The organism is Paenibacillus auburnensis (genome assembly GCF_927798115.1).
GTDB classification, from domain to species: Bacteria; Bacillota; Bacilli; order Paenibacillales; family Paenibacillaceae; genus Paenibacillus_AQ; species Paenibacillus_AQ auburnensis.
Window position 1 is genome coordinate 1 of record NZ_CAKMMG010000010.1, and the last position, 21,964, is coordinate 21,964.

Genomic DNA, 21,964 nt, shown 5'->3' on the forward strand with positions numbered 1-21,964 from the left:
ATCTCATATGAATACGTTGTGAACTTTTGTCCTTTTTTCACCATAAAAAATGCACCCCTTAGATTTCATCGGATAAACCAGGGGTTTATTCCAATGTCTATTCTAAGGGGTGCACTTCACAGAGAAGGAGGGGCTTTGTTTGTCGTCCTGCCTGTAAGCCGGTCAGACGCTGCCTACCGCGGCAATCAGCACCGGGAGTACAAGGAAGGAAGCCAGCGTGGTCCAGACTATACAGCGCGAGACCAGCGAAGGCGAGCTGCCGAAGCGTTCAGCCAGCACGACGGAATTGACAGCGACCGGCATGGAAGCCAGGATGAGCAGCACCGAGAACAGTGTGCCGGTGATATTCAGCAGGAGCAGAACGAGCAAGGCGATTAGCGGAGCCAGCAGTAGCCGGACGGTCAAGCCCGTCCAGAAGGCGAGCTGCACATTGCGCTCCGTGTGGGCAGCCTTGACCTTGACCATCTGGGCACCGAGGATTGCCAGGACCACCGGCGAATACGCCCCGGCCACCATGGACACCCCTGTGGCCAGCTCATGCGGCAGCTGCAGGCCGAGCGCCCGCAGCAGAAAAGCCAGAATCGCCGCGTAGATGGCCGGCAGGGCGAACACCGATTTCACGGCGCTGCGGACGTTAAACTGCGACCTAGCCGCGAAATACACGCCGATCGTATTGACGATGACCATCTGGGCGATGACATAGACGGATGCCTTGTCGAGACCCAGCTGGCCGAAGGCCAGCAGTACGAGCGGCAGCCCGTAATTCACGCTGTTGGTAAAGGTGGAGATCAGGGTCAGTCCGGCTGCTTCCGGCGGGGCCAGTCTCAGGATCCGGCCGAGCAGTACCGCCACGATCCATAAGAACAGCAGGTTCAGCAGCGCAAAGGCAAGCGTTTTATACACATCATCAAGGGAAATCTCAGCCTTAGCCAGCGTATCCAGAATGATCGCGGGGCTCAAAAAATACAGATAAAGCGTCAGCAACGGCTTAGTGTCTAAATTCTTGTAACGGCCCAGCAGCGCACCGGCAGTGACGGGAATGGACAGCGGCACAATGACCTCTACTAAAGTTGACAACACAGTCTGAATCACGGCCAGGACTCCTCTGTTCTATAGTTAATCCTTACTATACCTCCGTGAACAGGAGCCGTCTAAGATATGGAAACAATATGCTTAATAGACACTGCCTATGGCCGCACATTACTTCCCATAAGATAGTATTGTGCTATGATAGACAAAAACATCGTTTCCAGGAGGAGACTGAATGAATATGAACGGACCAGAGCCTGTCATTCTGACCAAAGGCGTACCGGGCGAGCCCTGCCCCATTGCCAAGACACTTGATGTCATCGGCACTAAGTGGACCTTTCTGATAATCCGTGACCTGCTGATCGAAGGCACCCTGCGGTTCAGTGATCTGCTGAAATCGCTGGAGGGGATCAGCCCGAAGACACTGTCGCTGCGGCTCCGCGAGCTGGAGAACCACGGCATCGTTGAACGGACGGTGTATCCCGAGGTTCCGCCGCGCGTGGAATATACGTTGACCCCTAAAGGCATACAGCTGGAAGGGATTTTTATCGAGCTCAAAAGATACGGCCTGGCGCTCTAAGAAGAAACAGCTTCGCCTTCCGCTCAGACATTTAAAATTCCCTAAAAAAAGTTTTAGTCCGCAGCGCAGCGGCAGCACAAAACTAACCTTTCGGAAACTGTATGTCGAAAAGGTAACTACTTCCCTAAAGGAAGTTATGGGAATATACTCTCCTCAAAGAGCAGCACAAACTTATCTTTAGAGGAGGAATCATTATGTTAGCAGGACAAAAGATAGTTATTATCGGCGGGAGTTCGGGGATTGGACTGGAGACGGCAAAACGCGCGGCATCCCAAGGCGCGGAGCTTATTATCGCCAGCCGCTCCCGGCAGAAGCTGGAGCAGGCCAAGGCGGTAATCGGTGATAACGCGAAAGTCAGCACCTATACGCTGGATGTGACGGATGAGGAGCAGGTGCAGTCTTTTTTTGCGGAAACTGGAGTCTTCGATCATCTGGTTGTCAGCGCAGCGGAAACGGGCGGCGGGGCTTTTCTGACTACGCCTACGAGTGCTGCGCGCGGGCTGTTCGAGAATAAATTCTGGGGCCAGTATTATGCGGCCAAGTATGGAGCGCCGAAGCTGAACCCGCAGGGGTCCATTACCCTGTTCTCAGGTATTGTGGCCTTCAAGTCCATGTCCGGCTCATCAGTGCTTGGTGCGGTGAACGCCGCGGTTGCCAATCTGGGACAGACTTTGGCTCTGGAGCTGGCTCCGCTGCGGGTGAATGTGGTCTCCCCGGGAATTATCGATACCCCTTCCCGCGCAGGAATGGCGGAAGCAGCCCGCAGCGCGTTCTACAGCAGTACGGCTGCCAAGCTGCCGGTGCAGCGCATTGGTACAGCAGAGGATGTGGCGGAAGCGGTTCTTTATCTGATTCATAACGGCTTTGTAACAGGCACGGTACTCCATGCAGATGGCGGGCACCGCCTGATTTAAGACCATATATTTAGACAAAAATCCCTGTCCCCCGGCATGTAGTCAGGGAACAGGGATTTTTCATTACAGGGCTTTGATCTCCAGCAGCTCATATTTAATGACGCCCATTGGAGCATTCACGCTGATAATGTCGCCTACTTTTTTACCGATAAGCTCTTTGCCCAGCGGGCTTTCGTACGAAATCTTATTGTCCAGCACATCAGCCTCAGCCGGTCCGACCACTCTATATTCGATTCTTTCCGAGTATTCCACATCATTCAGAATCACGATGGAACCTACGCTTACTGCACTCAGATCCATGCTGCTGGCATCGACGATCTGGGCTTTGGTCAGCATTTTCTCCAGAATCATGATGCGGGTCTCCATGAATGACTGATCTTCCTTGGCCGAGTGATATTCACTGTTCTCCTTCAGGTCCCCATAGCTGATCGCCAGCTTAAGCCGGGCCGCAAGCTCTTTGCGCCCTACTTCCTTGAGTTCCCTAAGCTCTTCCTCGAGCTTGGCCAAACCTTCTTTGGTCAAGAATACTTCTTCATTGGACATGTCTCACAACTCCTATTTTTGCCTGCTTTATTGTATTCTACCCCATATTTCCTAAACATGCGAAATAATAAGTGGAGAACACACTACAGAGGCGTCCAATCCTTACACATTCACTTCCTGGTTGGCGGATGCAGATTTCACTGCGGCTGCGGAGGCTCCGCCCTGCCCTCCGCCAGTTCTGAGCAGGAAGGTCAGCGGAATGGCGAGCAGGCCGACTACGGTGGCAATGAGGAAGATGTCCTGCACGCTCATTGTCATTCCTTGTGCTTTCAGCAAGGAGCCGGCAGCAGAAGCCGATCCACCCGTCAGCTCCTTCAGATGCACAAGGGACCGCGAAGACAGCAGTGAGCTGAACACGGCTATGGATAGTGCCCCCGTCGCCTGGCGGACCCAGTTCGTAACGGAAGAGGCATGGCCGGTGATCTGTTTCGGCACGGCAGACATCCCGGCGTTAGTCACCGGCATAAAAGCCAGGGCAATCCCTATATTGCGCAGTGTCATCAGCAGGGCAATATACGTATGGGTAGCAGCCAGTGTAATGTGGCTGAGCTCCCAGGTCGAAATGCTAAGCAGCAGAATACCGCTGAGAATCAGCCAGAACGGGCCGACTTTGGAATACAGCTTGCCGACCACGGGCGACAATACCGCCATGACGATGGAACCGGGCAGCAGTACCAGTGCGGTCTTCAGCGGAGTAGACTGCTGGATATCCTGCAGGAATACCGGAATCAGGAACGTCCCCGAATAGAGGGCGACGGTGATGATGCAGTTAATGATCAGGCTGTACGTGAAGCGGTTCTGCCGGAAGACGGTCAGGTTCAGCAGCGGCTCCTTCAGGGACAGCTCTCTGCGGATGAAATAAGCCAGGGTGATGCACCCGGTAACCAGCAGCGAGAGCGTCTTCCAGGAGGTCCAGCCCCAGGCATTGCCTTTATTAAAGGCCAGAATAATGAAGGCACTGCTGAGAATAACTGTTACAAAGCCCGGCAGATCGAAGCTTCTGGAAACTCCGGCGCTCCGCTGGAAAGGCAGGCATTTAAGGGCTACTACAATGGCTATAATCCCTATAGGCAGGTTAATGAGGAACAGGGACTCCCAGCCGAAATAGCCGGTCAGCCAGCCGCCCAGCGTGGGTCCGAATGCCGGGGCCAGCATGGAGGAAAGACTCCACAGGCTCATGGCGAAGGCCTGCTTCTCCTTGGCGATGAACTGATAGATCATCGTCATGGTCGTAGGAATAATCAGCCCCCCGAAAACCCCCTGGAGAATCCGGAAGGTAATGAGTGAATGAATGCTCCAGGATACGGTACACAGTCCGGAGAACAGGGTAAAGCCCGACAACGCAAATACGTACAAATATTTGTAGCTCCACTTGTCGCCAAAATAGCCGACAACCGGAGCAACCACTCCGGTGGCCAGCAGGTAACCGGTAATCATCCACTGGACGGTGCTGATTTCCGCATGAAAATCCTTCAGGAATACCGGAAAAGCTACATTAATGGTCGTAGTGCTCAGGATCGCCATGAAATTGCCGAAAAATATCGCCAGTATAATAAGCCAGAACGATGAAGCATTTGCCTTTTGCTGATTCAATGGGTTCACTTCAGCTTTCTATAATAAAATAGGTGTATAATACAATTAATAATATATGTGTATTATACAACTATTGATTTGAAAGTCAATGTGACTTGTTTCATGGCACTTTCAAAACAGCCGGCCATTTTTAACCGTGCACCTGTATTTTCACTTATACTATGGAGAAGAGTATTGAACAAAGGACTGAATAATCCAATGGATGAAAAAAATCTTGATGCCCTTAACAATGAAATGATGACCCTGATACGCCGTTCCACGCTGGACAAGAAGCATGGCGGGCTGGACCGCTCGTCCTATACCCTGCTCCATTATCTCTCCAGGCACGATAAGGCCGGCGTTAAGGCGCTGGCCGAAGAGCTTGGACTGGACACCTCAACCATCAGCAGACAGACCGCTGTGCTGGAGAGCAAGGACTATGTCGTACGCATTCCTGATCCGCAGGACGGAAGATCAAGCTATTTTCAGATTACAGAGTTTGGGACGCAGACCCTAGCCAATGCCCGGCGGCTCCGCCTGCAGCGGTATGAGGAGATTTTCGAAGATTGGTCACCTGAGGAATGCCAAACATTCCGCATGTTGCTGGCCAAACTTAACCGTAAGCTGACGGAATAGTTCCTCTCCCTTAAAAGGATTGACGAAAGCAGATCCAGCTGGTAGATTAGATTAAATTAATCATACGATTCGACTCGGAATTACATTTTAGCCAAAGGGGCTGATCCCTATTAACTTTGTTTTCTTTTCCCCTCATTTCCCTAAGAACAGTGCCGACTTCTGTACCCAGCTGCAGCGCCAGGGGGTCATCGTGCTCGGGATTGGTGACGCCGAATACGCCCATTTAGAGGACAAGCTGCAGCTCGCGCTTACGGAATATTACAAGGTGTCAGATCTGGAGAATTATGAGGAGATTCTGCGGGCCGTCGGCTATTTCACACATAAATACGGCAAAATCGACCGCTTCGAGTCGCTGAACGAATACTGGCTGGAGCAGGACGCGAATATCCGGACCGACTTCAACATTTACGGCACGAAGAACGATTTCGTCGCTAACCTGAAGCAGAAGTCCAAGATGAAAGAGTTTTTCCGCAAAAGCGGGGTAAGCACCGTCCAGTTTTCGACCGGAACTACCCGCGACAGTGTAGATGAATTCATTCGCAGTGCCGGATTCCCGCTGGTGGTGAAGCCGGACCTCGGTTCCGGAGCCAGCAATACTTACAAAATCAGCAATGAGGATGAGCTGCAGCACTTTTTTGATACGAAGCCGGAGGGTGTTTCCTTTATTATCGAGGAATTCATTGACGGGGTAATCCTCACCTATGACGGGCTGGTGGATATCCACGGGGAAGTGCGGTTCGCCGTCAGCCATCTGTTCGAGAACAGCGTGATGGAGGTCGTCAACACCGATAACCATCTCTACTATTTCTGTCTGAAGGAGATCAGTCCTGAGGTCGAGGAGGCCGGACGGAGTATCCTGAAGGCTTTTGACATCCGGGAGCGCTTCTTCCATATTGAGCTGTTCAAGTCGAATAAAGACGGCCGGATCATCGCACTTGAGGTGAATATGCGTCCGCCCGGTGCGTGGATGACCGATGCCATTAACTTCTCATACGATATCGATGTGTATAAGGAATGGGCGGGTATGATCGCAAAGGATGAAGTCGGCGGCCCGTATGAAGGCAAATATTATACCGGCTATGCCAGCCGCAAGCGGCACAAGCATTACACGCACAGCCATGAAGACATTTACCGTACCTACGGCGATAAGATTGTGAATTACGCCGAGATCGAAGAGGTATTCAGCAGAGCGATGGGCAACAGCGCCTATCAGTTCCGTTCTCCATCCTTAGAGGATGTCAGGGAGATCGTAAGGTATATACAACAAGAAGAGGGATAGGATGTGTTAATGGATGAAGACAAGCTACCGCAAGGAATACAGCCGTCACCTGCAGAGGGACATGGAGTATAAAGTATACGGCCACGCCGGCAAACCGATGCTTGTCTTCCCTACCTCGCTCGGAAGATTCTATCAGTACGAGGATTCCGGGATGATCGAAACGCTCTCCGAATTTATCGAAGCCGGTAAGCTGCAGATCTGGGCCTGTGACAGCATTGATGAGGAGACCTTTTTCTCCTCCCACTGGAACCATGAGGACAAGGCCATCCGGCATGAGCAGTACGATAAGTATATTACGCAGGAGCTGATTCCAGGCATTCTGGGCGAGAGCAAATGGAACAATGGCGGGGACGACCAGAAAATCCTCATTTCCGGCTGCTCCATGGGCGCGTACTACAGCGCCAGCTTCTTTTTCCGTTATCCGCACTTTTTCGATACCTTAATTGCCCTGAGCGGCGTCTATTCCACCTATTATTTCTTCGGCGACTATATGAGCGAGAACGTCTACTTCAATTCTCCGCTCCACTACCTGCCCGGCCTGAATGATGAGCATTATCTCGGTCAATACCGCAGCAGCAATATCATCCTCTGTGTCGGACAAGGAGCCTATGAAGACGAGATGCTTCATGAGACGCGTCTGCTCCAGGACCTGCTGCAGCGCAAGGGCATTCCTGCACGGATTGACTATTGGGGCCATGATGTGAACCACGACTGGCCCTGGTGGAACAAGCAGATTCATTATTATGTCAGCAGTTGTCTCTGATCTTCGCTTATCGCAGCCAAAAAGCCCCGGGCTAGATGCCCGGGGCTTTCTTGTGTTCTGTTATTCCGGCAGATGCTCTTTGCAGAACTGAGCCAGCTCAGCTTCCTCGTCCTCTTCCAGATCGAACTCCAGCAGCTTGCCGGTGGTCGTTTCCAGCAGATCGCAGGAGACTACCTTAACGTCTCCCTCTTCGACTTTGATCACTGCCCGGGCAGATACGCCGTTCTCTTCGTATAACTCGTCCTCTTCCGGCACATCCAGATTGACGACGAACTCATATCGCTTGCCGCTCAGAATACCAAAAGGGTCTTTAATATTCTCAACGGTGTAACTCGTAAATGTCAGCACTGCGCATTCCTCTTTTCCTGAATCTCTGCTGAGGCTATTGTATCACAAAATCAGGAACGGGCAATGATGCCCGGGCAGAGCAGCTTCAGCTTACCCGACCACCGCTGTATCCGCTTTGGTCTTCCTGATCTGCTTGCTGCGCAGCTGGCCGCAGGCGGCGTCGATGTCTGTGCCATGCTCCAGCCGGGTGCTGACGCTGACGCCCTGCTTCTTCAAAGTGTCAAAAAAGGCCCGCACTGTCTCCCGCTCCGTCCGCTGGTATTGGCTGTGCTCATCCACCGGGTTGTACGGAATCAGGTTCACATTCACAAGCTGCCGGCGGCTGCCGATCAGTTCGGCCAGCTCCAGGGCATGCTCCTGGCGGTCATTGATATCCTTCAACAGAATATACTCCAGCGTAATCCGCCGGTTCGTCTTCTCCAGATAGTAATCAATAGCCGGCATTAACTTCTCTATAGGAATCGCGCGGTTGATCTTCATGATCCGGGTCCGCAGCTCATTATTCGGCGCATGTAAGGAAATCGCCAGATTCACCTGCATATTGGCATCGGCGAATTCTCTGATTTTGTCGGCCAGACCGCTCGTGGAGACGGTGATGCCTTTGCCGGCAATCGCCAGTCCTTTATGATCCTTAATTGTGGTCAGGAAGTTCAGCAAGTGCGTAAAATTATCGAACGGCTCGCCGATGCCCATTACCACGACATGGCTGACCCGTTGTCCAAGCCCGGCCTGATCCAGATGCTGCTGGACCTTCATAATCTGCTCCACAATTTCTCCGCTCGACAGGTCACGGCTCTTAGCCAAAAGCCCGCTGGCACAAAAGCTGCATCCGATATTACAGCCAACCTGAGTGGTCACGCAGACGGACAGGCCATACTTCTGGCGCATCAGTACGGTTTCTATCAGGTTGCCGTCATTCAAGCGGAACAGGAACTTGATCGTGCCGTCGGCCGATTCCTGCTTCACATGCTCTTCCATGGTATGAAACACAAAATGCTCCGACAGCAGCCGGACGCAGTCCTGATTCATCTCCGACATCTCTTCAAAGCCGTTGACCCGCTTGCGATACAGAAACTCCCATACTTGTGAGGCGCGTGACTTTTTATGCCCGTGCTCCAGCAGCCATGACGCCAGTTGCTCCAGGGTTAATCCATAAATGGATTGTTTATTCATTATTTATCCTCTTTTCAAAACATTAAAGTTCGGTCTATAATACTCATTCTCTCAAATTTATTTTATTAAAACAAGGGGAATTACCGCCTGCGGCCCCGGTATATGACAATTTCAGGCCCGCAAACCGTCCACATACAGCCGCCGCAGTCCTGCATGGATCTGTTCCAGTGAAAATCCGTGATCCAGCGTATGAAAATCAATATTGTTCACCGTCGCCAGCAGCGTTTCCACCGTAAAGGCCGTGTCCACATTCACGACCTCCCCCTGCTCCAGCGCTTGCTCCAGCAGGCCTCTGCATGCGCTCCGCATGGACTGATAGAGAGGGGACTGCAGCGGACGATAACCCGAGGAAGCCCGGCTGACCGCACAGAGCCAGGATGATTTCTGCGCCAGATAATCGACATATTTGAGGATGACGCCATAAAATTGTTCAAGCGGAGAAATATCCGCTGCCGATGCCTGCTCCAAATATGCCTGCACCTCCGAGAAAAGCGGCACGCATTCCTCCCGGATAATATCGAGGCAGATGTCCCCCTTCTCCGAATAACGGCGGTATACACTGGCCTGGCCGACTCCGGCGTGCTTAACGATCTGATGAATATTGACATTCTCCACCCCATGCCGGGTAAAAAGCTCTTTGGCCGCGGCCAGAATCCGCTGCCTGGTTACCTCTTCCCGCGGAAGCTTGGCAGCAGCCGGCGTTGTCTCTGTTTTCATGGGAATCTCCCTCCATTACAGCCTGAATAAAGTTCTATTTGACATTCGGACAATTTGTCCGTTATATTATTTTTGTCAAACGGACAAATTGTCCGATATTCTTTTTTATTATAAAAGACTTTACTGTACAATACAACCGCGGCCTGCAGCCGCAGTTCACAGGAGGAGATTCCCCATGCAAGAACAAAACGCAATATTGGTCATTGTAGCCCATCCGGAGCTTGAAGCCTCCCGGATCAACAAACGTCTGGCGGCCGCCCTTGAGCATCAGGAGAACATTACGGTACACAAGCTATATGAGGTCTATCCGGAAGGGAAGATTGATATATTGCGCGAGCAGCAGCTTCTGCTGGAGCACCAGCGGGTCGTGCTGCAGTTCCCGCTCTTCTGGTACAGCTCTCCACCGCTGCTCAAGGCCTGGATGGATGAGACATTCCAGCGCGGCTGGGCCCACGGCACCGGGGGCGATAAGCTGCACGGCAAAGAGCTGATGCTGGCTGTCTCCTCGGGAAGTCCGGATTATATGTACCAGGCCGGAGGCGTGCACAACTTCTCCTATAGCGAGCTTCTGCGACCCTTCCAGCAGACTGCCAACCGACTCGGTATGGCCTACCTCCCGCCTTATATCGTCAGTGGCATTCGTGAAGTGACCGATGATCAGCTAGAGCAGTATGCGGACGGTTATATCACTTATGTCCGGAGCGCCGCACCCGCCGCAATGATCCGTTAATTCTGCTGACAGGCGGTGCTGCAACGCCATTTCTACACACAAAAAGCGCACCCCGGCCAAGAGTACGCTCTTCCTGCTGATCTTATTTGAAAATAGCGAATTTCAGCCCTTTTCCCTTTAGGTAAGCAATAATTTCGGGAAGCACTTGAACCGTAATGCTCTTCTCATGCAGCAGATAAATGCCGCCGGAAGGATCGGTGTCATGGAAATAGTCCACGATCTTTTCCGGGCTGTCCGCCTTCCAGTCCTCCGGATCACGGTTCCAGAGAAGCACCTTCAGATGCTGTCTCCCGGCCTCTTCCGCCAGCTGCTGATTCACCGCTCCATAAGGAGGACGGAAGATCGTGACCGGACCGGTAATCAGCTGCTCCAGTGACTGGTTCGCCCGGGCCAGATTATCCCGGTTCTCCTCTGCACTGTTTGCCGTCAGATCGCTGTGGTCCCAGGAATGGTTGCCGACCGGCATCCCATGCAGATCCGCATAACGGACCGCCCCCGGGTAACGGCTGACATTCTGGCCAATGAACAGAAAATTCGCTGCTACGCCTTCCTTCACTAGAATATCCACGAGCTGTTCAGTGTAGCGCGACGGGCCGTCATCGAAGGATAAAGCAACATAGCCTTCCGGCAGACTATATTCATAGCTGTCTCCGGTAAGCTCAATCGCCTCATAGGACAGCTCCGGCTGTTCAGGGACTGCCACAGGTACCGGGGCTGCCTCCGTTTGTCCGCTCTGGAGAGCAGCCAGCCGGACATCCGGGATATAAGCGGCTGGCACTATTTCCTCTACTTCTGATCCGGCCGCTTCCAGGGAGGCATCCTGCTTCGCTTCCGCGCTGTTCGTAAACAGCTCCACCTCGCCATCCATGCGCAGCAGGAACACCGCAAGCAGAAGGCTGAATACGAGGCCCCGCAGGAGGATAGGCCGGCTCCACAGCGCGGTCCGTTCGCGCTTCTGCCGTGGAGATGCTGCCGGAACAGTCACTTCAGCCACTTGCGGAGCGGGTTCAGCGGAAGGCGTTTCTTCTGGCTGCTTAAGCAGGGACAGCAGCGATTTATAGCTATCCGAACAGGCAAAATACAGCGTTTCGCTGAATGTCCTGTTCATTTTGACCAGGCTGCTAAATTGGGTTCCGCGAAACGGGTCCCACTTCGTGTAGAGGGACAGCCTTACTCTTTGCCCTTCAAATGGGCCTAATGCAAGGAGTTGCAGGTATGTATATTCATCGATGCTTATTATTTGTCTCTTATGTGATCCGCCGCCGCGGGTTAGACCTACCTCCATCTGACAGCCATCCGCACTGTGCTCAAGCGATAGCAGCTCAACCATCAGAGTGGCGCTTATGTCATGAACCGGCATAGGCTCTAGGTATCCCCGTTTCCTTCATTGCGCTCTGCAGCAGGCATGTTGCCGCCAAAAGGAACCGTCATCCGGTTGGTGAAATCGCTGATCATGCTGGAGAGGTAGGCTTTCTCCTGCCGGACCGTTTCGTACTTCTGTCTTAAATGGCTGTTTTCCGTTTCCAGCCTTCCGATCTTTTCTTCCAGCTCGTTCATCTTTTTCAGCTTTTCCGCATGGGCCTCGTTATGCTTCTGCACCAGATTGGCGTACTTTTGCTGCTCCAGATCAATCGTGCTCTTCAGTTCATCCATTTCGCCTGACAAGGACGCATGCAGCTCGCGGTAGTCCTCAAGCACCTGGTCGACCTTCAGATTCCTCTCCACCAGCTTCTGCTCAAGCTCCATAATGTTCTTTTCCCGGTCTTCAATCACCTTATTCAGGTTCTTCAGATCCTTATTCAGCCGCTCCACATGTCCGCTGGAATGGGTCAGCCGGTCCTGCAGCTCATGATTATTGGTCTCGGTATGTGCTCTGGCCTGGATCATCTGCTCCACGGCAAAGATCAGATCGAGCGATTTCTTGTCCAGCTGCGCTTTGCCTGTAGAGATCAGGCCGGCCGGACTCTCACTCTTCTCATAGCTGTCCAGGACTTCCGGAGGGGCTTCCTCTACTTGCATCTTTGGAACCATGCCCGGCCTCAGCGTTTTATCCACCGCATCTCTTTTCTTGAAAAAAGGAGCAGCCATCTATAAATCACCTCATTATAATGTCAAAAAATGTCGAGCATATACGAGATTATTATAGATGATTTGCCCGGTGTATAAGTGAGCCTTAATGTCTAACTTTGTTAAATATATCCTAAGGCCCAGTTTATCTATGAAGGAAGGATTACCCAAGTCTTTGGAACGACTTATGAACACAAACACAGCAAAAAGCGCAGCCCCAAAGGACTACGCTTATGCATCGACAGCTTATTTATACAGTACTTTATCTACATTGTATTTCGCCTTGAGCTTGTTCACGATGTACGTTTCATAAATCTCCCGGTCTACCGGATCTTCGACGATGCAGACTTCAATCTTGGTGACCTCATCGCGGTGCCCCTTCATTACCGATACAGTGTCTTCAAAATGCTTTTTGATCCGGGGTCTAAGCTTTCTGGCTTTGCCCACAAACAGCAGCTCATCCTGATCATTGTAGAACATGAAGATGCCGCCAGCTTCCCGTGTGATCAGGTGAAAGTCCGTAAACCCGTAAATATGGCTTAGTTCAGGGTTCTCCTGTTTGAATATGGTTACATCCGGTGCAGGAATTGTAATGCTGATCATTCGTGCTCACTTCCCTCTTATATATAGAAATAAATAGTATCACAGATCAAAGGGCCTGACTATTTCTATCTTCCGCCGGAAAGGTTGTTTTTAGTCCCCGGTTCACAAAGATTTCGCCTGCCGCTCCATAATCGAGCGGACGGTATCCCGGATGCCCTGCTCAAACGGTGTGGCCGGAATCCTGCCAGCGAGCTGCTTATATTTATCCCCGCTTAGGACAAGCGGCTCCTTCGGTGCCGCTGGCCTTGCTTGCTCCCCGCTGCGCCGGACTTTGCTACTCCAGCTTCAGATGCTTCGGCTTAAGCGAAGGCATTTCCAGCACCATCGCGATATTGCAGAGCATGCCGTTGGCCATAAAGGTGCTTACTTCCACTTCGGGATTCGCTATTCCCGCTGCTATAAACTTCCCTTCGACCAGTGAGGTTACCTCCTGCATACCTTTCTGCACCGCCTGGCGGATCGCCTCATCGCGGATACCGAAGGCCTGCACCTGCAGCACAATCTCGCTCGGATGTGTTTCCATCAGCTGTTCATACACACGGATGGTTTCATTAAGAAGTTCCCCGGCCGGAGCCGTAACACTCTGAAAGCTGCGGATAATCCGTTCAAAAGCCCGATCCAGCGCCGCCACAAACAGCTCCTCCTTGTTCTTGAACAGCTTGAAGATATAAGGCTGGGATATACCAACCTTCTCCGCCACCTGCGCCGTCGTCGCCCGGAAATAGCCATGTTCCGCAAAAACTACAACCGCCGCCTCTAAAATCTGCTCCCGCCGGTTCACGCTGGTTGCTTCTGCCGTCTTGAGCCGGGTCGTGCCTGACTGTCCGCTTGTCATGTCTCTGCCTCCTGTTCCTGTTCATTTGGTTGGTTATTGATCAATCACTTTCTTGATTGAAGTATACCCCGTGCCATTTCAATAATCAACCCTCAATTTAGGATTCCGCAAGAATCGGGCGGGGCGGCACCCGGACTTATCTTTTATTCACTACAAATGCAGCCGCGATCAAGGAAAAGACGGAGCAGCTGTTGAATATAGAAACCTGAGGTCTTCCTGTTAAAATAGGGAAGAGACCGGATCAGAAGTCCAGTATAGGAGGAATTTGCAGTGAGTACGATTATTCAGTTTCCTGAAGATTTTGTCTGGGGCGTCTCCACCTCTGCTTATCAGATTGAAGGTTCCCTGGACAAGGATGGCCGCGGGCCAAGCATATGGGACGAGCTCGCCGCCATTCCAGGCCGTATTTATAACGGCGATGATGCCAGTGTGGCCTGCGACAGCTATGAGCGCTATGAGGAGGATATCCGGCTGATGAAGGAGCTGGGTGTCAAAGCCTACCGCTTCTCCGTCTCCTGGCCGCGCATTTATCCAACCGGTAGCGGTGAAGTGAATCCAAAAGGGATAGCATATTACAAAAAACTCGTCACAGCGCTGCTCGATAGCGGCATTGAGCCCTTCTGCACGCTCTATCACTGGGAGCTGCCTCAGGCGCTGCAGGAGCAGGGCGGCTGGGAGAACCGGAAAACCATCGATGCTTTTGTCCAGTTTGCCGAAACCATGTTCCGGGAATTTGACGGCCTGATTAAGCACTGGATTACGTTCAACGAGCCTTGGTGCATCGCCATTAACGGCCATCTGCTGGGCAGACATGCGCCGGGCATCCAGAGCTGGCAGTCGGCCATCCAGGTTGCTCACAATGTCCTGGTAGCGCACGGGGCTACAGTACACAAGTTCCGCAAACTCGGAACCGCAGGAGTCATCGGCTATGCGCCGGACATTTACTGGTACGAGCCGTTCTCGCAGAAGCAGGAAGATGTGGATGCGGCCTACCGTGCTTTTTCCATCTATACCTGGTTTGTAACGCCGGTCTTTACCGGCAAATATCCCGAAGCCATGGCGGAATGGTTCAAAACCAAAGGTGCTGAACCGGTGATTGAAGCAGGGGACATGGAGCTGATTTCGCAGAAGCTTGATTTCCTGGGCCTTAATTTCTACGGCGGAAACATCGTGCGGTACAAAGCGGGGAATAACTATCTGGACCTCGAGCATGTGGACATCGGCTACGACAAATCCGACAAGGGCTGGTTTATTTTCCCGGAAGGGCTGTATTTGACCTTGAACTGGTTAAAAGAGCTGTGCGGTCCGCTGCCGATCTATATTACCGAAAATGGCGCCTGCTACAATGACGAGGTTATTGACGGACGGGTGCCGGATGAGCGGAGAATCCGCTTTTTGCAGAGCCATATTACTGAGCTGGGCCGGGCCATCGATTCCGGGGTCAACGTTAAAGGGTATCTGACCTGGTCGCTGATGGACAATTTCGAATGGGCCTTCGGCTACTCCTGCCGCTTCGGGCTGGTGCATGTCGATTTCCGCACCCAAAAACGGACGCCAAAGGAAAGCTATTACTGGTACCAGAAGCTGATCCGCAAAAACTGGCTGGAAATCGAGAGCAGATAAGGCGCATATATAGTTTTAAAAAAGGCGGGTTCCGCGGCATCCCTCGATCTTGGATAGCATGCCTGGAATCCGCCTTTATTATCCTGATATACACTTAGGAGCGTGAACCATGAGCAAATTCGGAATGTATGCTAAATTCACTGCCAAACCGGGCCAGCGCGATGCCCTGGCGGCCATTCTGCTGGAAAGTGCAGCTGCTGCCGAGGCTGTAGACGAATGTGAGCTGTACATTATCAATATCTCCGATACTGAGCCCGATATCCTCTGGGTAACAGAGGTGTGGAGCAGCCCGGAGGACCATGCAGCCTCACTGACCCTTGAAGACACCCAAGCTGCGATCCGGCGTGCCATGCCGCTGATTGCCGGTGTCGAGTCTACGAAGATCAAGCCGGTAGGCGGCAAAGGGCTGTTATTCAGCTGAAGCCGGGTATAACCCTGGCTGGCCTGGCTATTCGCTGTCTAATTCGGCCAGCCGGGCCATAATTCTCCGTTTGCGGTAGAGCATCTGTGCCGCTTCCGCCACATCCTCCAGCGCCTTGCGGTTGATAAAAGCGCCGAAAAACATCCCGGCCACCGGAACGGTCTGCAGCAGCTTCTTCCAGCCCCAGTTGTCGCGGTAGACGGTGATGACCTCGCGCCAGCCCTGGATGGAGGAGACGGCGGCGTTTGCACCGGCTGTAATATCTCCATCGCCTCCGGCCTGCAAATTCAGCTCCCGGAGAATCGTCCGCTTACCCACAATGTCGGAAGAAGCAAACTGCATCACCTTCACTGTAAAGATCCGCTCAGCTTTCTCTGTAGGATTATAGCCGTAGCATAACCCGATCTCCTGAATGACCTTCAGCGACAGGCCCAGAACAGCAGGAATATCGGCAGCCAGCGTGAATACACCGCCGAAGCCTGTAGTCGCTCCCTGCGCTGTTGCAACATTGCGGCTGCTCTGACTAAGCCTCTGTGCAGCGGCATCCATAACGGCCAGCGGGAACGGACCTTTCTCCGGGGCTCCCGCAGCCTTGCTTGCAGCTTCCATCAGCAGTCCCACCTTGCGGCCGGCCACCAGATAGTTGCCCCCGTTCTGAATATAGCTGCCCAGCTCGTCCAGCAGCTTGCCCACCTTCTCGTGAATCACCTTCGGGGTGACCATGTCGAGCAGTTTGAACGGCAGCCGGGTGATCCGGTCCCAGATCATCAGCTTATTCTGTTCCTTTTCCCACCTGGCAATTCCGGCAAGCGCAGCCTGCAGCTCCTCCCGTGTTTCCAGATGTGCGAATGGTTCCGCGGGTTCCAGCATATAATCGCCTCCTCATACCTCTTACTTCTATAACCCGAAACGGGCGTTTTGAATGCGGTAGTCCGCGTTTAGCTCAGGAATTAACCAAAGGAACCACAGAAAAAAGGCATTCCCGGCCATTGCCGGAAACGCCGAGACCCTGCTGCCTATGACTTGCCTATTCTTCGAATCGGTATGCTTGCTCTTGCAGGCCGGCCAATCTTTCTTTTTCGTCAGCCAGCCGTTCCTCGGTCAGCTCCACACCGTGTCTGCCGACCGAGCCCTCCGGGGCATGCCGTACAGCTTCCTCGGCATGCTCCAGACTATTCTCTGCCTGGGTTAGGGTCTGCTCGTTCGGATGGCTCAGCGCCTGGGATACAGCATTATGCAGCTTCGTTACCGAGTCCTGCGCCTGATCCACTGTACTATTCGTGCGCAGACTGGATTCATAATGTTTCATACTAAGAACACTCCCCCTTCTCACGCTTTCGTTCCCCATTAGCATGGATAGGGAGAGCATTTCTTATGCACCGCAGCTCCGGCAAGAGAATTCTATACCAGGAACATGGCGACCACTGTCATCGCAGCGAGGCCCATAAGGACCGGCTTCAGATTGCGCCGGGCCAGTTCGAACGGGCTGACGCCGCAAATGGCGGCAGCCGGAATGAGTGCCCACGGAATCAGTGTGCCGCCGCCAACCCAGATGGCGGTCACCTGGCCAAGGGCAGTCAGCGTTGCGGCGCCGGAGTGAATCGCCGCCGCAAACATCTGGGCAATCGAGCCGGCCAGCGAGATGCCCGAGAAGCCGGAGCCGTCGAGACCGGTGATCGCCCCGATCACCGTCAGCGTTACGGCTCCGACCGCGCCGTTAAGCGGCACATGGTCCGCCAGGGCGACACCCAGGTCGTTCACGATGCCGTGGGAACCGGCCGGCAGCGTGCTGCCGAACAGTTCGGTAAAGGCGGAATCGCCGAGATAAAAGAAGGCGGCAATCGGAATCACCGGACCGAACACCTTGAAGCCGAACACAAACCCTTCGATCAGGTAGGAAGTAACTTTCTCCAGGCCTTGATTCCTGTGTGCAAGCAGTGTAATGACAATTAGAATGAATACCGCTGTCCCACCTACAAGGGCTGTCGCATCTCCACCCTGCAGGTTAAGGGCGAACATCCCCGCCAGATCCAGCAGGAATAGCAGCGGGATGGCGATCGCCAGCCCTTTTCTAAGATTCGCGCTCATGAACACCGGGGCTGTATCCTCCGCCTCAGCTGCTGTAAGCGGGCCTGCTCCGCCTTTAAGAGACACGAGTCCGTCTCTCCAGGTCCCGTTCTTCTGATCCCTGCGCATCATCCAGAAGGCGGAGACCGTTGTCACCAGGCCCATAACAATAACCAGCGGAATGCTCGCCTCCATCACACTGGATACCGGAAGTCCGGCAGCATCCGCTGTCAGCTTCGGAGCTCCCTGGATAATATAATCACCGGATAATGCGATGCCGTGGCCGAACAGGTTCATTGCCATCGCCGCGCCAAGTGCGGGCAGGCCGACCCGCAGCGCCACCGGCAGCAGCACTGCACCAACCAGCGCAACTGCAGGCGAAGGCCAGAAGAAGAGCGAGGTCACCATCATAATCAGCCCGATGCCCCAGTAGGCCATCGCCGGTGTACGCAGGAAGCGGGTAAGCGGAGCGACCATCGCCTCATTGATGCCTGTGATGATCAGAATCCGGCTCATCGCCACAATGATGGAGATAATCATAATCGTGCCCAGCAGCTCTTTGGTCGCGTAGACAAAAGAGTTGAAGATCCCCGACACCGAACCGCTAAGCGTTTCTGTAGCCAGCAGCCCCAGGGCGAAGATCCCGGCCACACAGATCATGGTCGTGTCACGCCGCCGGATCAGCAGCGCCAGGATGAACACAATAAACACCAGATATACATAGTGGATCGCACCTAAATGGATGTCCATTATAGATAGCGCCTCCTTTCCTTTATAGCAAGATGGTGCTATATGCTATGCATCGGGTTAGGCGTTTGTTCACGGTGTCCGGCGGGAAATGACAGTATCCGTCAGCCTCATGAAAAGCGGTATTGGCTGGAGCAGCAGACAGCAAAAACCACCCCGGCAAGCCGGAGTGGCAACTCTAGTTAAGCTTTTATAGCGATGATAAAAAACCTGTGCTCCATACTCCCGATATAACCTGGTTGGGCAAGCTGCTCCTGCAGCAGGCACAGCCGGTCATAACACTTCTCCACCGAGAAGCCGGGGAACTCCCATTCAATAATCTTTGCAAAGTACACCAGTGCCCCTATATCCCTGAACTTCAGCAAGGGAAAGGCTTCACCGGCCTGAACAATCGTAAAGCCGCTGCTCCGCAGCTCATCGCTGACCTGCTCCACGTTGAAGGCTTCATCGACTGGTGCGGCTTCGCCCCCGAGCAGAAACTCCGATAAGGCCCGGTTGTTCCGTCCGCCCACCTGCTGGGTAACAAAGACCCCTCCAGGCTTCAATATCCGCTTTACCTCCCGAATGGAGAATGCCTCGTGCCGGTTTATGATCAGATCCATGCTGATGTCTTCAAACGGAAGGGAATCATCGCTAAACACCTGTCTCAGCTCGATTCCATGCGGCGGGAACAGCTCCCTGCAGAGCTCCACATTGGGCGGATACGCCTCTGTAGCGTACGTCCGCCCCGGCGGGGGCGAGAGCGACAAGAGAAACTCTCCTCCACCTGTTCCCATATCGAGCAGGGCACCCTTATTCTTATTCATATATGTTCTAACTGCTGCTTCATAATCCCACGGCAGACCGTCGTCCTCCATCCGCCCGGATAGCGAGGAGAAATCCCATCCCTTGAAGGAACGCCGTTCCTCCTGCAGCCAGCTTTGCTTCCATTCGCTGCTTCCTGTACCGTGTCTTCTTAAATTGTCCGTTCCCATAACTATACCCCTCTCGCATGTGTATGATTGTACGCTCTGCGGAAAGGTGCAGCTGAGATCTTCACCTGATAACCTGTTTATTTCAAAACGCCCGGCACTATCCTGTTATCAGATTAGTCTGGCTGCACCGGGCAGTTACCTCGCGCCATCACCATAAGTATCAGCCTCACTTTCGGAATAGATGAAATACCTTTACATAGTAGCATGGCGACAGAGGAAAGAGGAAGCCTGACGGCTCCTCCTTCCTTCCTGCTTCTAACCAAAGCGTAAAACGTTATTGTGCCAAAGCACCCGCTTGTCGTTCAGGATCTGGATTCCCGGCATCCAAATCATCGAAGTAACGATAATTGTTATGATGATCCTTCACCGGCCTGACAATATCATGCTTTCATACAGCCGCAGTGTATACGCTGTGATTCCAAGAATCGATGCGAACTCCCCGATAGAATATTTCATATAAAAGCCCCCCAGCTCTGGCGAAACTCATGTATTTCATATCCATAATGATACGGGGTTCCGGCAGGGGCTTTTGTGGTCTTTATCACACGGAGAACGCTCCTATTGGGAGCGTCCCTCGCTCAGATTAAGGACTGCCTTGCTGATGCGCCGCTGCCGCGTTTCGGCAGTCTTAGCCTCTTCAATGGACAGCACAAACCTCCGCTTATTGCTGTAGGATAACCCGTCAAAAAAACTCCGGGCCGCCGGTTCCCGGTCAAGCGCCTCCGCAAAATCAGGCGGCACTGCTACTTCCCTGGGCTCGTTATCGAGTTCAAGCTCTACCTCAATCTCCTCTCCGGCGCTGACGCCGGCGCCTTTGCGGTGCTCCGCACTAAGCGGAATGAGAAACTGCCCGCCCATAACAGCCACCGTGCTGGGATATGTATAGCCGCCAATTGTAACCTTGACCGCCGGCTTCTTGCTTGTGCCCAGGCTGGCCACAACCTCTGCCGGAACCGGTATCCCCGTTGCCGTCTTGCCGCCAAGTATTACAGTTGTCCGGAATTTCATCGGTCTACCCCCTGTCAGAATGCCACTCTATTAATACTCCCATTGTAGAGCGAAGCCTTGTACTTTTCCAGTCGCTTGTAGGTGCAGCTCTCGTATATACTTAAATATATCAATAAACGCTATGCGCGGAGGTGACTCCCTATGAATCTAGCCGAAAAAGTGCAAAGCCTCCCCTTAACGCCGGGTGTCTATCTGATGAAGGACAGCCTCGGCCACATCATTTATGTCGGCAAGGCGAAGCAGCTGCGGAAACGGGTTCAGTCTTATTTTTACAATAACAAAGGCCACTCCCCGAAGGTAGTTCAGCTCGTCCGCAATATCAGAGACCTTGAGTACAGGCTGACCGATACGGAATTTGAAGCCTTCATGCTGGAATGCCAGCTCATCAAAGAAATCAAACCAATGTACAATAAAAAAATGAAGAATCCGCTGGCCTACAGCTACATCTCCATCCGCGCGGACAGGACCGGGCGACGCCAGATTGAAGTGGGCTATGATCCCGGCCCTCCCGGACAGCAGCTGCATTTCGGTCCCTATACGAGCAGAAGCACTGTCGAGCGGGCGGTACAGGGGATCAAAGAAAGCCAGCGGATTCTCTGCAGCAGCCCCCACACCGGGCATTCGCTCTGCCTCAACCACTCGCTTGGCCTCTGTATCGGAATGTGCGGCGGCGGCGAAGCACTGGATACCTATAATATAATTATGGACCGGATCATCGCTCTTCTGGACGGAAGTGACAGGGGGATACTGAACGACCTGGAACAACGTATGGGCGAGGCTGCGGAGCGGTTTGATTTCGAGGCGGCTGCCAAATACCGCGATTATGCAGGAGCAGTCCAAGCGCTGCTCCAGAAGGAGCAGGTCTCCCGGTTCACCGGGGAGAACAAAAACATCGCGGTGCTGGAGCCGGTGGACGAGCATACCCTTAAGCTGATCCTGATCAAAGGCGCAAGGATTCTTTTCCGAACCAAGCTGGATATAAGCCAGCCGGATATGAAACAGCTGCACCGCACGGTACTGGCGGCAGTCACCGCGCATTTCGCTACTGCAGCCTCTGAGCTGGCCGAAGAGATCAGCCGCCATACCATTGATGAAGCCCAGATCATCTATAGCTATCTGAAGAGCAGCTCCGGCAGCTATCTGATAGTTCCGCAGGAATGGCTTGGCGGGAAGCCTGAGCCCTTACTGGAGGAAGCTGTTCACAGGCTTCTGGAAGATTATTTTGATCAATAGAAAAAAGAGGCTGCCCTCCGGTCAACGACCCTGAGTGCAGCCTCTTTCGTGTTGCGGCCGAGCTGGACGGATATATCCGGCTCTGGCCGCTTTTTATAGATG

Annotated in this window: 25 protein-coding genes; 9 read left to right on the plus strand and 16 right to left on the minus strand. The window is 53.1% G+C overall.

The window, feature by feature from the left end:
• Nucleotides 1-162: 162 nt before the first annotated feature.
• Nucleotides 163-1,092 carry an AEC family transporter gene (locus L6H70_RS23755; protein ID WP_236336644.1) on the minus strand — a complete coding sequence of 310 codons (930 nt, stop codon included), beginning with the start codon at nucleotides 1,090-1,092 and terminating at the stop codon, nucleotides 163-165.
• A 178-nt stretch (nucleotides 1,093-1,270) separates the two neighbouring features.
• Here L6H70_RS23755 and L6H70_RS23760 point away from each other — a divergent pair, with 178 nt between their 5' ends.
• Together L6H70_RS23760 and L6H70_RS23765 are read left to right on the plus strand one after the other, a co-directional pair.
• Nucleotides 1,271-1,609, plus strand: a complete 339-nt coding sequence (locus L6H70_RS23760) for a winged helix-turn-helix transcriptional regulator (protein ID WP_236336847.1) — start codon at nucleotides 1,271-1,273, stop codon at nucleotides 1,607-1,609.
• A gap of 194 nt (nucleotides 1,610-1,803) precedes the next feature.
• Nucleotides 1,804-2,523, plus strand: coding sequence for an SDR family oxidoreductase (locus L6H70_RS23765; protein ID WP_236336646.1), 720 nt, complete (start codon nucleotides 1,804-1,806; stop codon nucleotides 2,521-2,523).
• A 63-nt stretch (nucleotides 2,524-2,586) separates the two neighbouring features.
• On the opposite strand, the gene greA is transcribed toward L6H70_RS23765, so the two are convergent.
• Both greA and L6H70_RS23775 read right to left on the minus strand, forming a co-directional pair.
• Complete coding sequence (gene greA / locus L6H70_RS23770; protein ID WP_206102467.1) at nucleotides 2,587-3,066, minus strand: transcription elongation factor GreA; 480 nt, start codon at nucleotides 3,064-3,066, stop codon at nucleotides 2,587-2,589.
• A 102-nt stretch (nucleotides 3,067-3,168) separates the two neighbouring features.
• Nucleotides 3,169-4,659, minus strand: a complete 1,491-nt coding sequence (locus L6H70_RS23775; RefSeq protein ID WP_236336648.1) for an MDR family MFS transporter — start codon at nucleotides 4,657-4,659, stop codon at nucleotides 3,169-3,171.
• A 174-nt stretch (nucleotides 4,660-4,833) separates the two neighbouring features.
• On the opposite strand from L6H70_RS23775, the gene L6H70_RS23780 reads away from it, so the two are divergent.
• The 3 genes from L6H70_RS23780 (at nucleotide 4,834) to L6H70_RS23790 (ending at nucleotide 7,316) form a co-directional block, all read left to right on the plus strand.
• Nucleotides 4,834-5,274 (plus strand): MarR family winged helix-turn-helix transcriptional regulator, encoded by a 441-nt coding sequence (locus L6H70_RS23780; RefSeq protein ID WP_236336650.1) that lies wholly within the window; start codon nucleotides 4,834-4,836, stop codon nucleotides 5,272-5,274.
• Between the two features lie 190 nt (nucleotides 5,275-5,464).
• Nucleotides 5,465-6,553, plus strand: coding sequence for an ATP-grasp domain-containing protein (locus L6H70_RS23785; protein WP_236336652.1), 1,089 nt, complete (start codon nucleotides 5,465-5,467; stop codon nucleotides 6,551-6,553).
• A 13-nt stretch (nucleotides 6,554-6,566) separates the two neighbouring features.
• Nucleotides 6,567-7,316, plus strand: coding sequence for an esterase family protein (locus L6H70_RS23790; RefSeq protein WP_236336653.1), 750 nt, complete (start codon nucleotides 6,567-6,569; stop codon nucleotides 7,314-7,316).
• Between the two features lie 60 nt (nucleotides 7,317-7,376).
• Here the strand turns inward: L6H70_RS23790 and L6H70_RS23795 are convergent, their stop codons facing one another.
• The 3 genes from L6H70_RS23795 to L6H70_RS23805 form a co-directional block, all read right to left on the minus strand.
• A complete protein-coding gene (locus L6H70_RS23795) occupies nucleotides 7,377-7,664 on the minus strand; it encodes a DUF6509 family protein (RefSeq protein WP_236336655.1) in 288 nt (95 codons plus the stop codon).
• A 90-nt stretch (nucleotides 7,665-7,754) separates the two neighbouring features.
• Nucleotides 7,755-8,837: a dual-specificity RNA methyltransferase RlmN gene (gene rlmN / locus L6H70_RS23800; RefSeq protein ID WP_236336656.1), complete on the minus strand. Its 1,083-nt coding sequence runs from the start codon at nucleotides 8,835-8,837 to the stop codon at nucleotides 7,755-7,757.
• 111 nt (nucleotides 8,838-8,948) lie between these two features.
• Nucleotides 8,949-9,554: a TetR/AcrR family transcriptional regulator gene (locus L6H70_RS23805; protein ID WP_236336657.1), complete on the minus strand. Its 606-nt coding sequence runs from the start codon at nucleotides 9,552-9,554 to the stop codon at nucleotides 8,949-8,951.
• 175 nt (nucleotides 9,555-9,729) lie between these two features.
• On the opposite strand from L6H70_RS23805, the gene L6H70_RS23810 reads away from it, so the two are divergent.
• Nucleotides 9,730-10,284 (plus strand): NAD(P)H-dependent oxidoreductase, encoded by a 555-nt coding sequence (locus L6H70_RS23810; protein WP_236336658.1) that lies wholly within the window; start codon nucleotides 9,730-9,732, stop codon nucleotides 10,282-10,284.
• A gap of 82 nt (nucleotides 10,285-10,366) precedes the next feature.
• On the opposite strand, the gene L6H70_RS23815 is transcribed toward L6H70_RS23810, so the two are convergent.
• The 4 genes from L6H70_RS23815 to L6H70_RS23830 all read right to left on the minus strand — a co-directional run bounded on the left by L6H70_RS23815 (nucleotide 10,367) and on the right by L6H70_RS23830 (nucleotide 13,789).
• A complete protein-coding gene (locus L6H70_RS23815; RefSeq protein ID WP_236336659.1) occupies nucleotides 10,367-11,644 on the minus strand; it encodes a polysaccharide deacetylase family protein in 1,278 nt (425 codons plus the stop codon).
• Nucleotides 11,645-11,649: 5 nt separating this feature from the next.
• On the minus strand, nucleotides 11,650-12,372 hold the full coding sequence (locus L6H70_RS23820; protein WP_236336660.1) for a hypothetical protein: 723 nt from the start codon (nucleotides 12,370-12,372) through the stop codon (nucleotides 11,650-11,652).
• Nucleotides 12,373-12,597: 225 nt separating this feature from the next.
• Nucleotides 12,598-12,954 carry a nucleotide excision repair endonuclease gene (locus tag L6H70_RS23825; protein WP_236336661.1) on the minus strand — a complete coding sequence of 119 codons (357 nt, stop codon included), beginning with the start codon at nucleotides 12,952-12,954 and terminating at the stop codon, nucleotides 12,598-12,600.
• A gap of 274 nt (nucleotides 12,955-13,228) precedes the next feature.
• The gene (locus tag L6H70_RS23830) at nucleotides 13,229-13,789 is read right to left on the minus strand and encodes a TetR/AcrR family transcriptional regulator (protein ID WP_236336662.1); all 561 of its coding nucleotides are present in this window, start codon (nucleotides 13,787-13,789) and stop codon (nucleotides 13,229-13,231) included.
• 270 nt (nucleotides 13,790-14,059) lie between these two features.
• On the opposite strand from L6H70_RS23830, the gene L6H70_RS23835 reads away from it, so the two are divergent.
• Together L6H70_RS23835 and L6H70_RS23840 are read left to right on the plus strand one after the other, a co-directional pair.
• Nucleotides 14,060-15,412, plus strand: a complete 1,353-nt coding sequence (locus L6H70_RS23835) for a GH1 family beta-glucosidase (RefSeq protein WP_236336663.1) — start codon at nucleotides 14,060-14,062, stop codon at nucleotides 15,410-15,412.
• 109 nt (nucleotides 15,413-15,521) lie between these two features.
• Nucleotides 15,522-15,833: a putative quinol monooxygenase gene (locus L6H70_RS23840; protein ID WP_236336664.1), complete on the plus strand. Its 312-nt coding sequence runs from the start codon at nucleotides 15,522-15,524 to the stop codon at nucleotides 15,831-15,833.
• 27 nt (nucleotides 15,834-15,860) lie between these two features.
• Here the strand turns inward: L6H70_RS23840 and L6H70_RS23845 are convergent, their stop codons facing one another.
• The 6 genes from L6H70_RS23845 to L6H70_RS23870 all read right to left on the minus strand — a co-directional run bounded on the left by L6H70_RS23845 (nucleotide 15,861) and on the right by L6H70_RS23870 (nucleotide 20,629).
• Nucleotides 15,861-16,703: an EcsC family protein gene (locus L6H70_RS23845; RefSeq protein ID WP_236336665.1), complete on the minus strand. Its 843-nt coding sequence runs from the start codon at nucleotides 16,701-16,703 to the stop codon at nucleotides 15,861-15,863.
• Between the two features lie 157 nt (nucleotides 16,704-16,860).
• A complete protein-coding gene (locus L6H70_RS23850) occupies nucleotides 16,861-17,142 on the minus strand; it encodes a hypothetical protein (RefSeq protein ID WP_236336666.1) in 282 nt (93 codons plus the stop codon).
• A gap of 92 nt (nucleotides 17,143-17,234) precedes the next feature.
• Entirely contained in the window at nucleotides 17,235-18,650 is a 1,416-nt protein-coding gene (locus L6H70_RS23855; RefSeq protein ID WP_236336667.1) for a hypothetical protein, read from the minus strand.
• A gap of 179 nt (nucleotides 18,651-18,829) precedes the next feature.
• Entirely contained in the window at nucleotides 18,830-19,621 is a 792-nt protein-coding gene (locus tag L6H70_RS23860; protein WP_236336668.1) for a class I SAM-dependent methyltransferase, read from the minus strand.
• A 363-nt stretch (nucleotides 19,622-19,984) separates the two neighbouring features.
• Complete coding sequence (locus tag L6H70_RS23865) at nucleotides 19,985-20,077, minus strand: MerR family transcriptional regulator (RefSeq protein ID WP_236336669.1); 93 nt, start codon at nucleotides 20,075-20,077, stop codon at nucleotides 19,985-19,987.
• A gap of 102 nt (nucleotides 20,078-20,179) precedes the next feature.
• Entirely contained in the window at nucleotides 20,180-20,629 is a 450-nt protein-coding gene (locus L6H70_RS23870; RefSeq protein WP_236336670.1) for a YdeI/OmpD-associated family protein, read from the minus strand.
• A gap of 141 nt (nucleotides 20,630-20,770) precedes the next feature.
• On the opposite strand from L6H70_RS23870, the gene L6H70_RS23875 reads away from it, so the two are divergent.
• The gene (locus L6H70_RS23875; RefSeq protein ID WP_236336671.1) at nucleotides 20,771-21,862 is read left to right on the plus strand and encodes a UvrB/UvrC motif-containing protein; all 1,092 of its coding nucleotides are present in this window, start codon (nucleotides 20,771-20,773) and stop codon (nucleotides 21,860-21,862) included.
• Nucleotides 21,863-21,964 lie beyond the last annotated feature (102 nt).

Coding starts and splice junctions, on each gene's coding strand:
- L6H70_RS23760 (WP_236336847.1), top strand. CDS start 1,271: ATGAACGGACCAGAGCCTGTCATTCTGACCAAAGGCGTACCGGGCGAG.
- L6H70_RS23790 (WP_236336653.1), top strand. CDS start 6,567: ATGAAGACAAGCTACCGCAAGGAATACAGCCGTCACCTGCAGAGGGAC.
- L6H70_RS23840 (WP_236336664.1), top strand. CDS start 15,522: ATGAGCAAATTCGGAATGTATGCTAAATTCACTGCCAAACCGGGCCAG.
- greA (WP_206102467.1), bottom strand. CDS start 3,066: ATGTCCAATGAAGAAGTATTCTTGACCAAAGAAGGTTTGGCCAAGCTC.
- L6H70_RS23830 (WP_236336662.1), bottom strand. CDS start 13,789: ATGACAAGCGGACAGTCAGGCACGACCCGGCTCAAGACGGCAGAAGCA.
- L6H70_RS23855 (WP_236336667.1), bottom strand. CDS start 18,650: ATGGACATCCATTTAGGTGCGATCCACTATGTATATCTGGTGTTTATT.
- L6H70_RS23765 (WP_236336646.1), top strand. CDS start 1,804: ATGTTAGCAGGACAAAAGATAGTTATTATCGGCGGGAGTTCGGGGATT.
- L6H70_RS23875 (WP_236336671.1), top strand. CDS start 20,771: ATGAATCTAGCCGAAAAAGTGCAAAGCCTCCCCTTAACGCCGGGTGTC.
- L6H70_RS23845 (WP_236336665.1), bottom strand. CDS start 16,703: ATGCTGGAACCCGCGGAACCATTCGCACATCTGGAAACACGGGAGGAG.
- rlmN (WP_236336656.1), bottom strand. CDS start 8,837: ATGAATAAACAATCCATTTATGGATTAACCCTGGAGCAACTGGCGTCA.
- L6H70_RS23860 (WP_236336668.1), bottom strand. CDS start 19,621: ATGGGAACGGACAATTTAAGAAGACACGGTACAGGAAGCAGCGAATGG.
- L6H70_RS23820 (WP_236336660.1), bottom strand. CDS start 12,372: ATGGCTGCTCCTTTTTTCAAGAAAAGAGATGCGGTGGATAAAACGCTG.
- L6H70_RS23825 (WP_236336661.1), bottom strand. CDS start 12,954: ATGATCAGCATTACAATTCCTGCACCGGATGTAACCATATTCAAACAG.
- L6H70_RS23850 (WP_236336666.1), bottom strand. CDS start 17,142: ATGAAACATTATGAATCCAGTCTGCGCACGAATAGTACAGTGGATCAG.
- L6H70_RS23870 (WP_236336670.1), bottom strand. CDS start 20,629: ATGAAATTCCGGACAACTGTAATACTTGGCGGCAAGACGGCAACGGGG.
- L6H70_RS23805 (WP_236336657.1), bottom strand. CDS start 9,554: ATGAAAACAGAGACAACGCCGGCTGCTGCCAAGCTTCCGCGGGAAGAG.
- L6H70_RS23865 (WP_236336669.1), bottom strand. CDS start 20,077: ATGAAATATTCTATCGGGGAGTTCGCATCGATTCTTGGAATCACAGCG.
- L6H70_RS23810 (WP_236336658.1), top strand. CDS start 9,730: ATGCAAGAACAAAACGCAATATTGGTCATTGTAGCCCATCCGGAGCTT.
- L6H70_RS23815 (WP_236336659.1), bottom strand. CDS start 11,644: ATGCCGGTTCATGACATAAGCGCCACTCTGATGGTTGAGCTGCTATCG.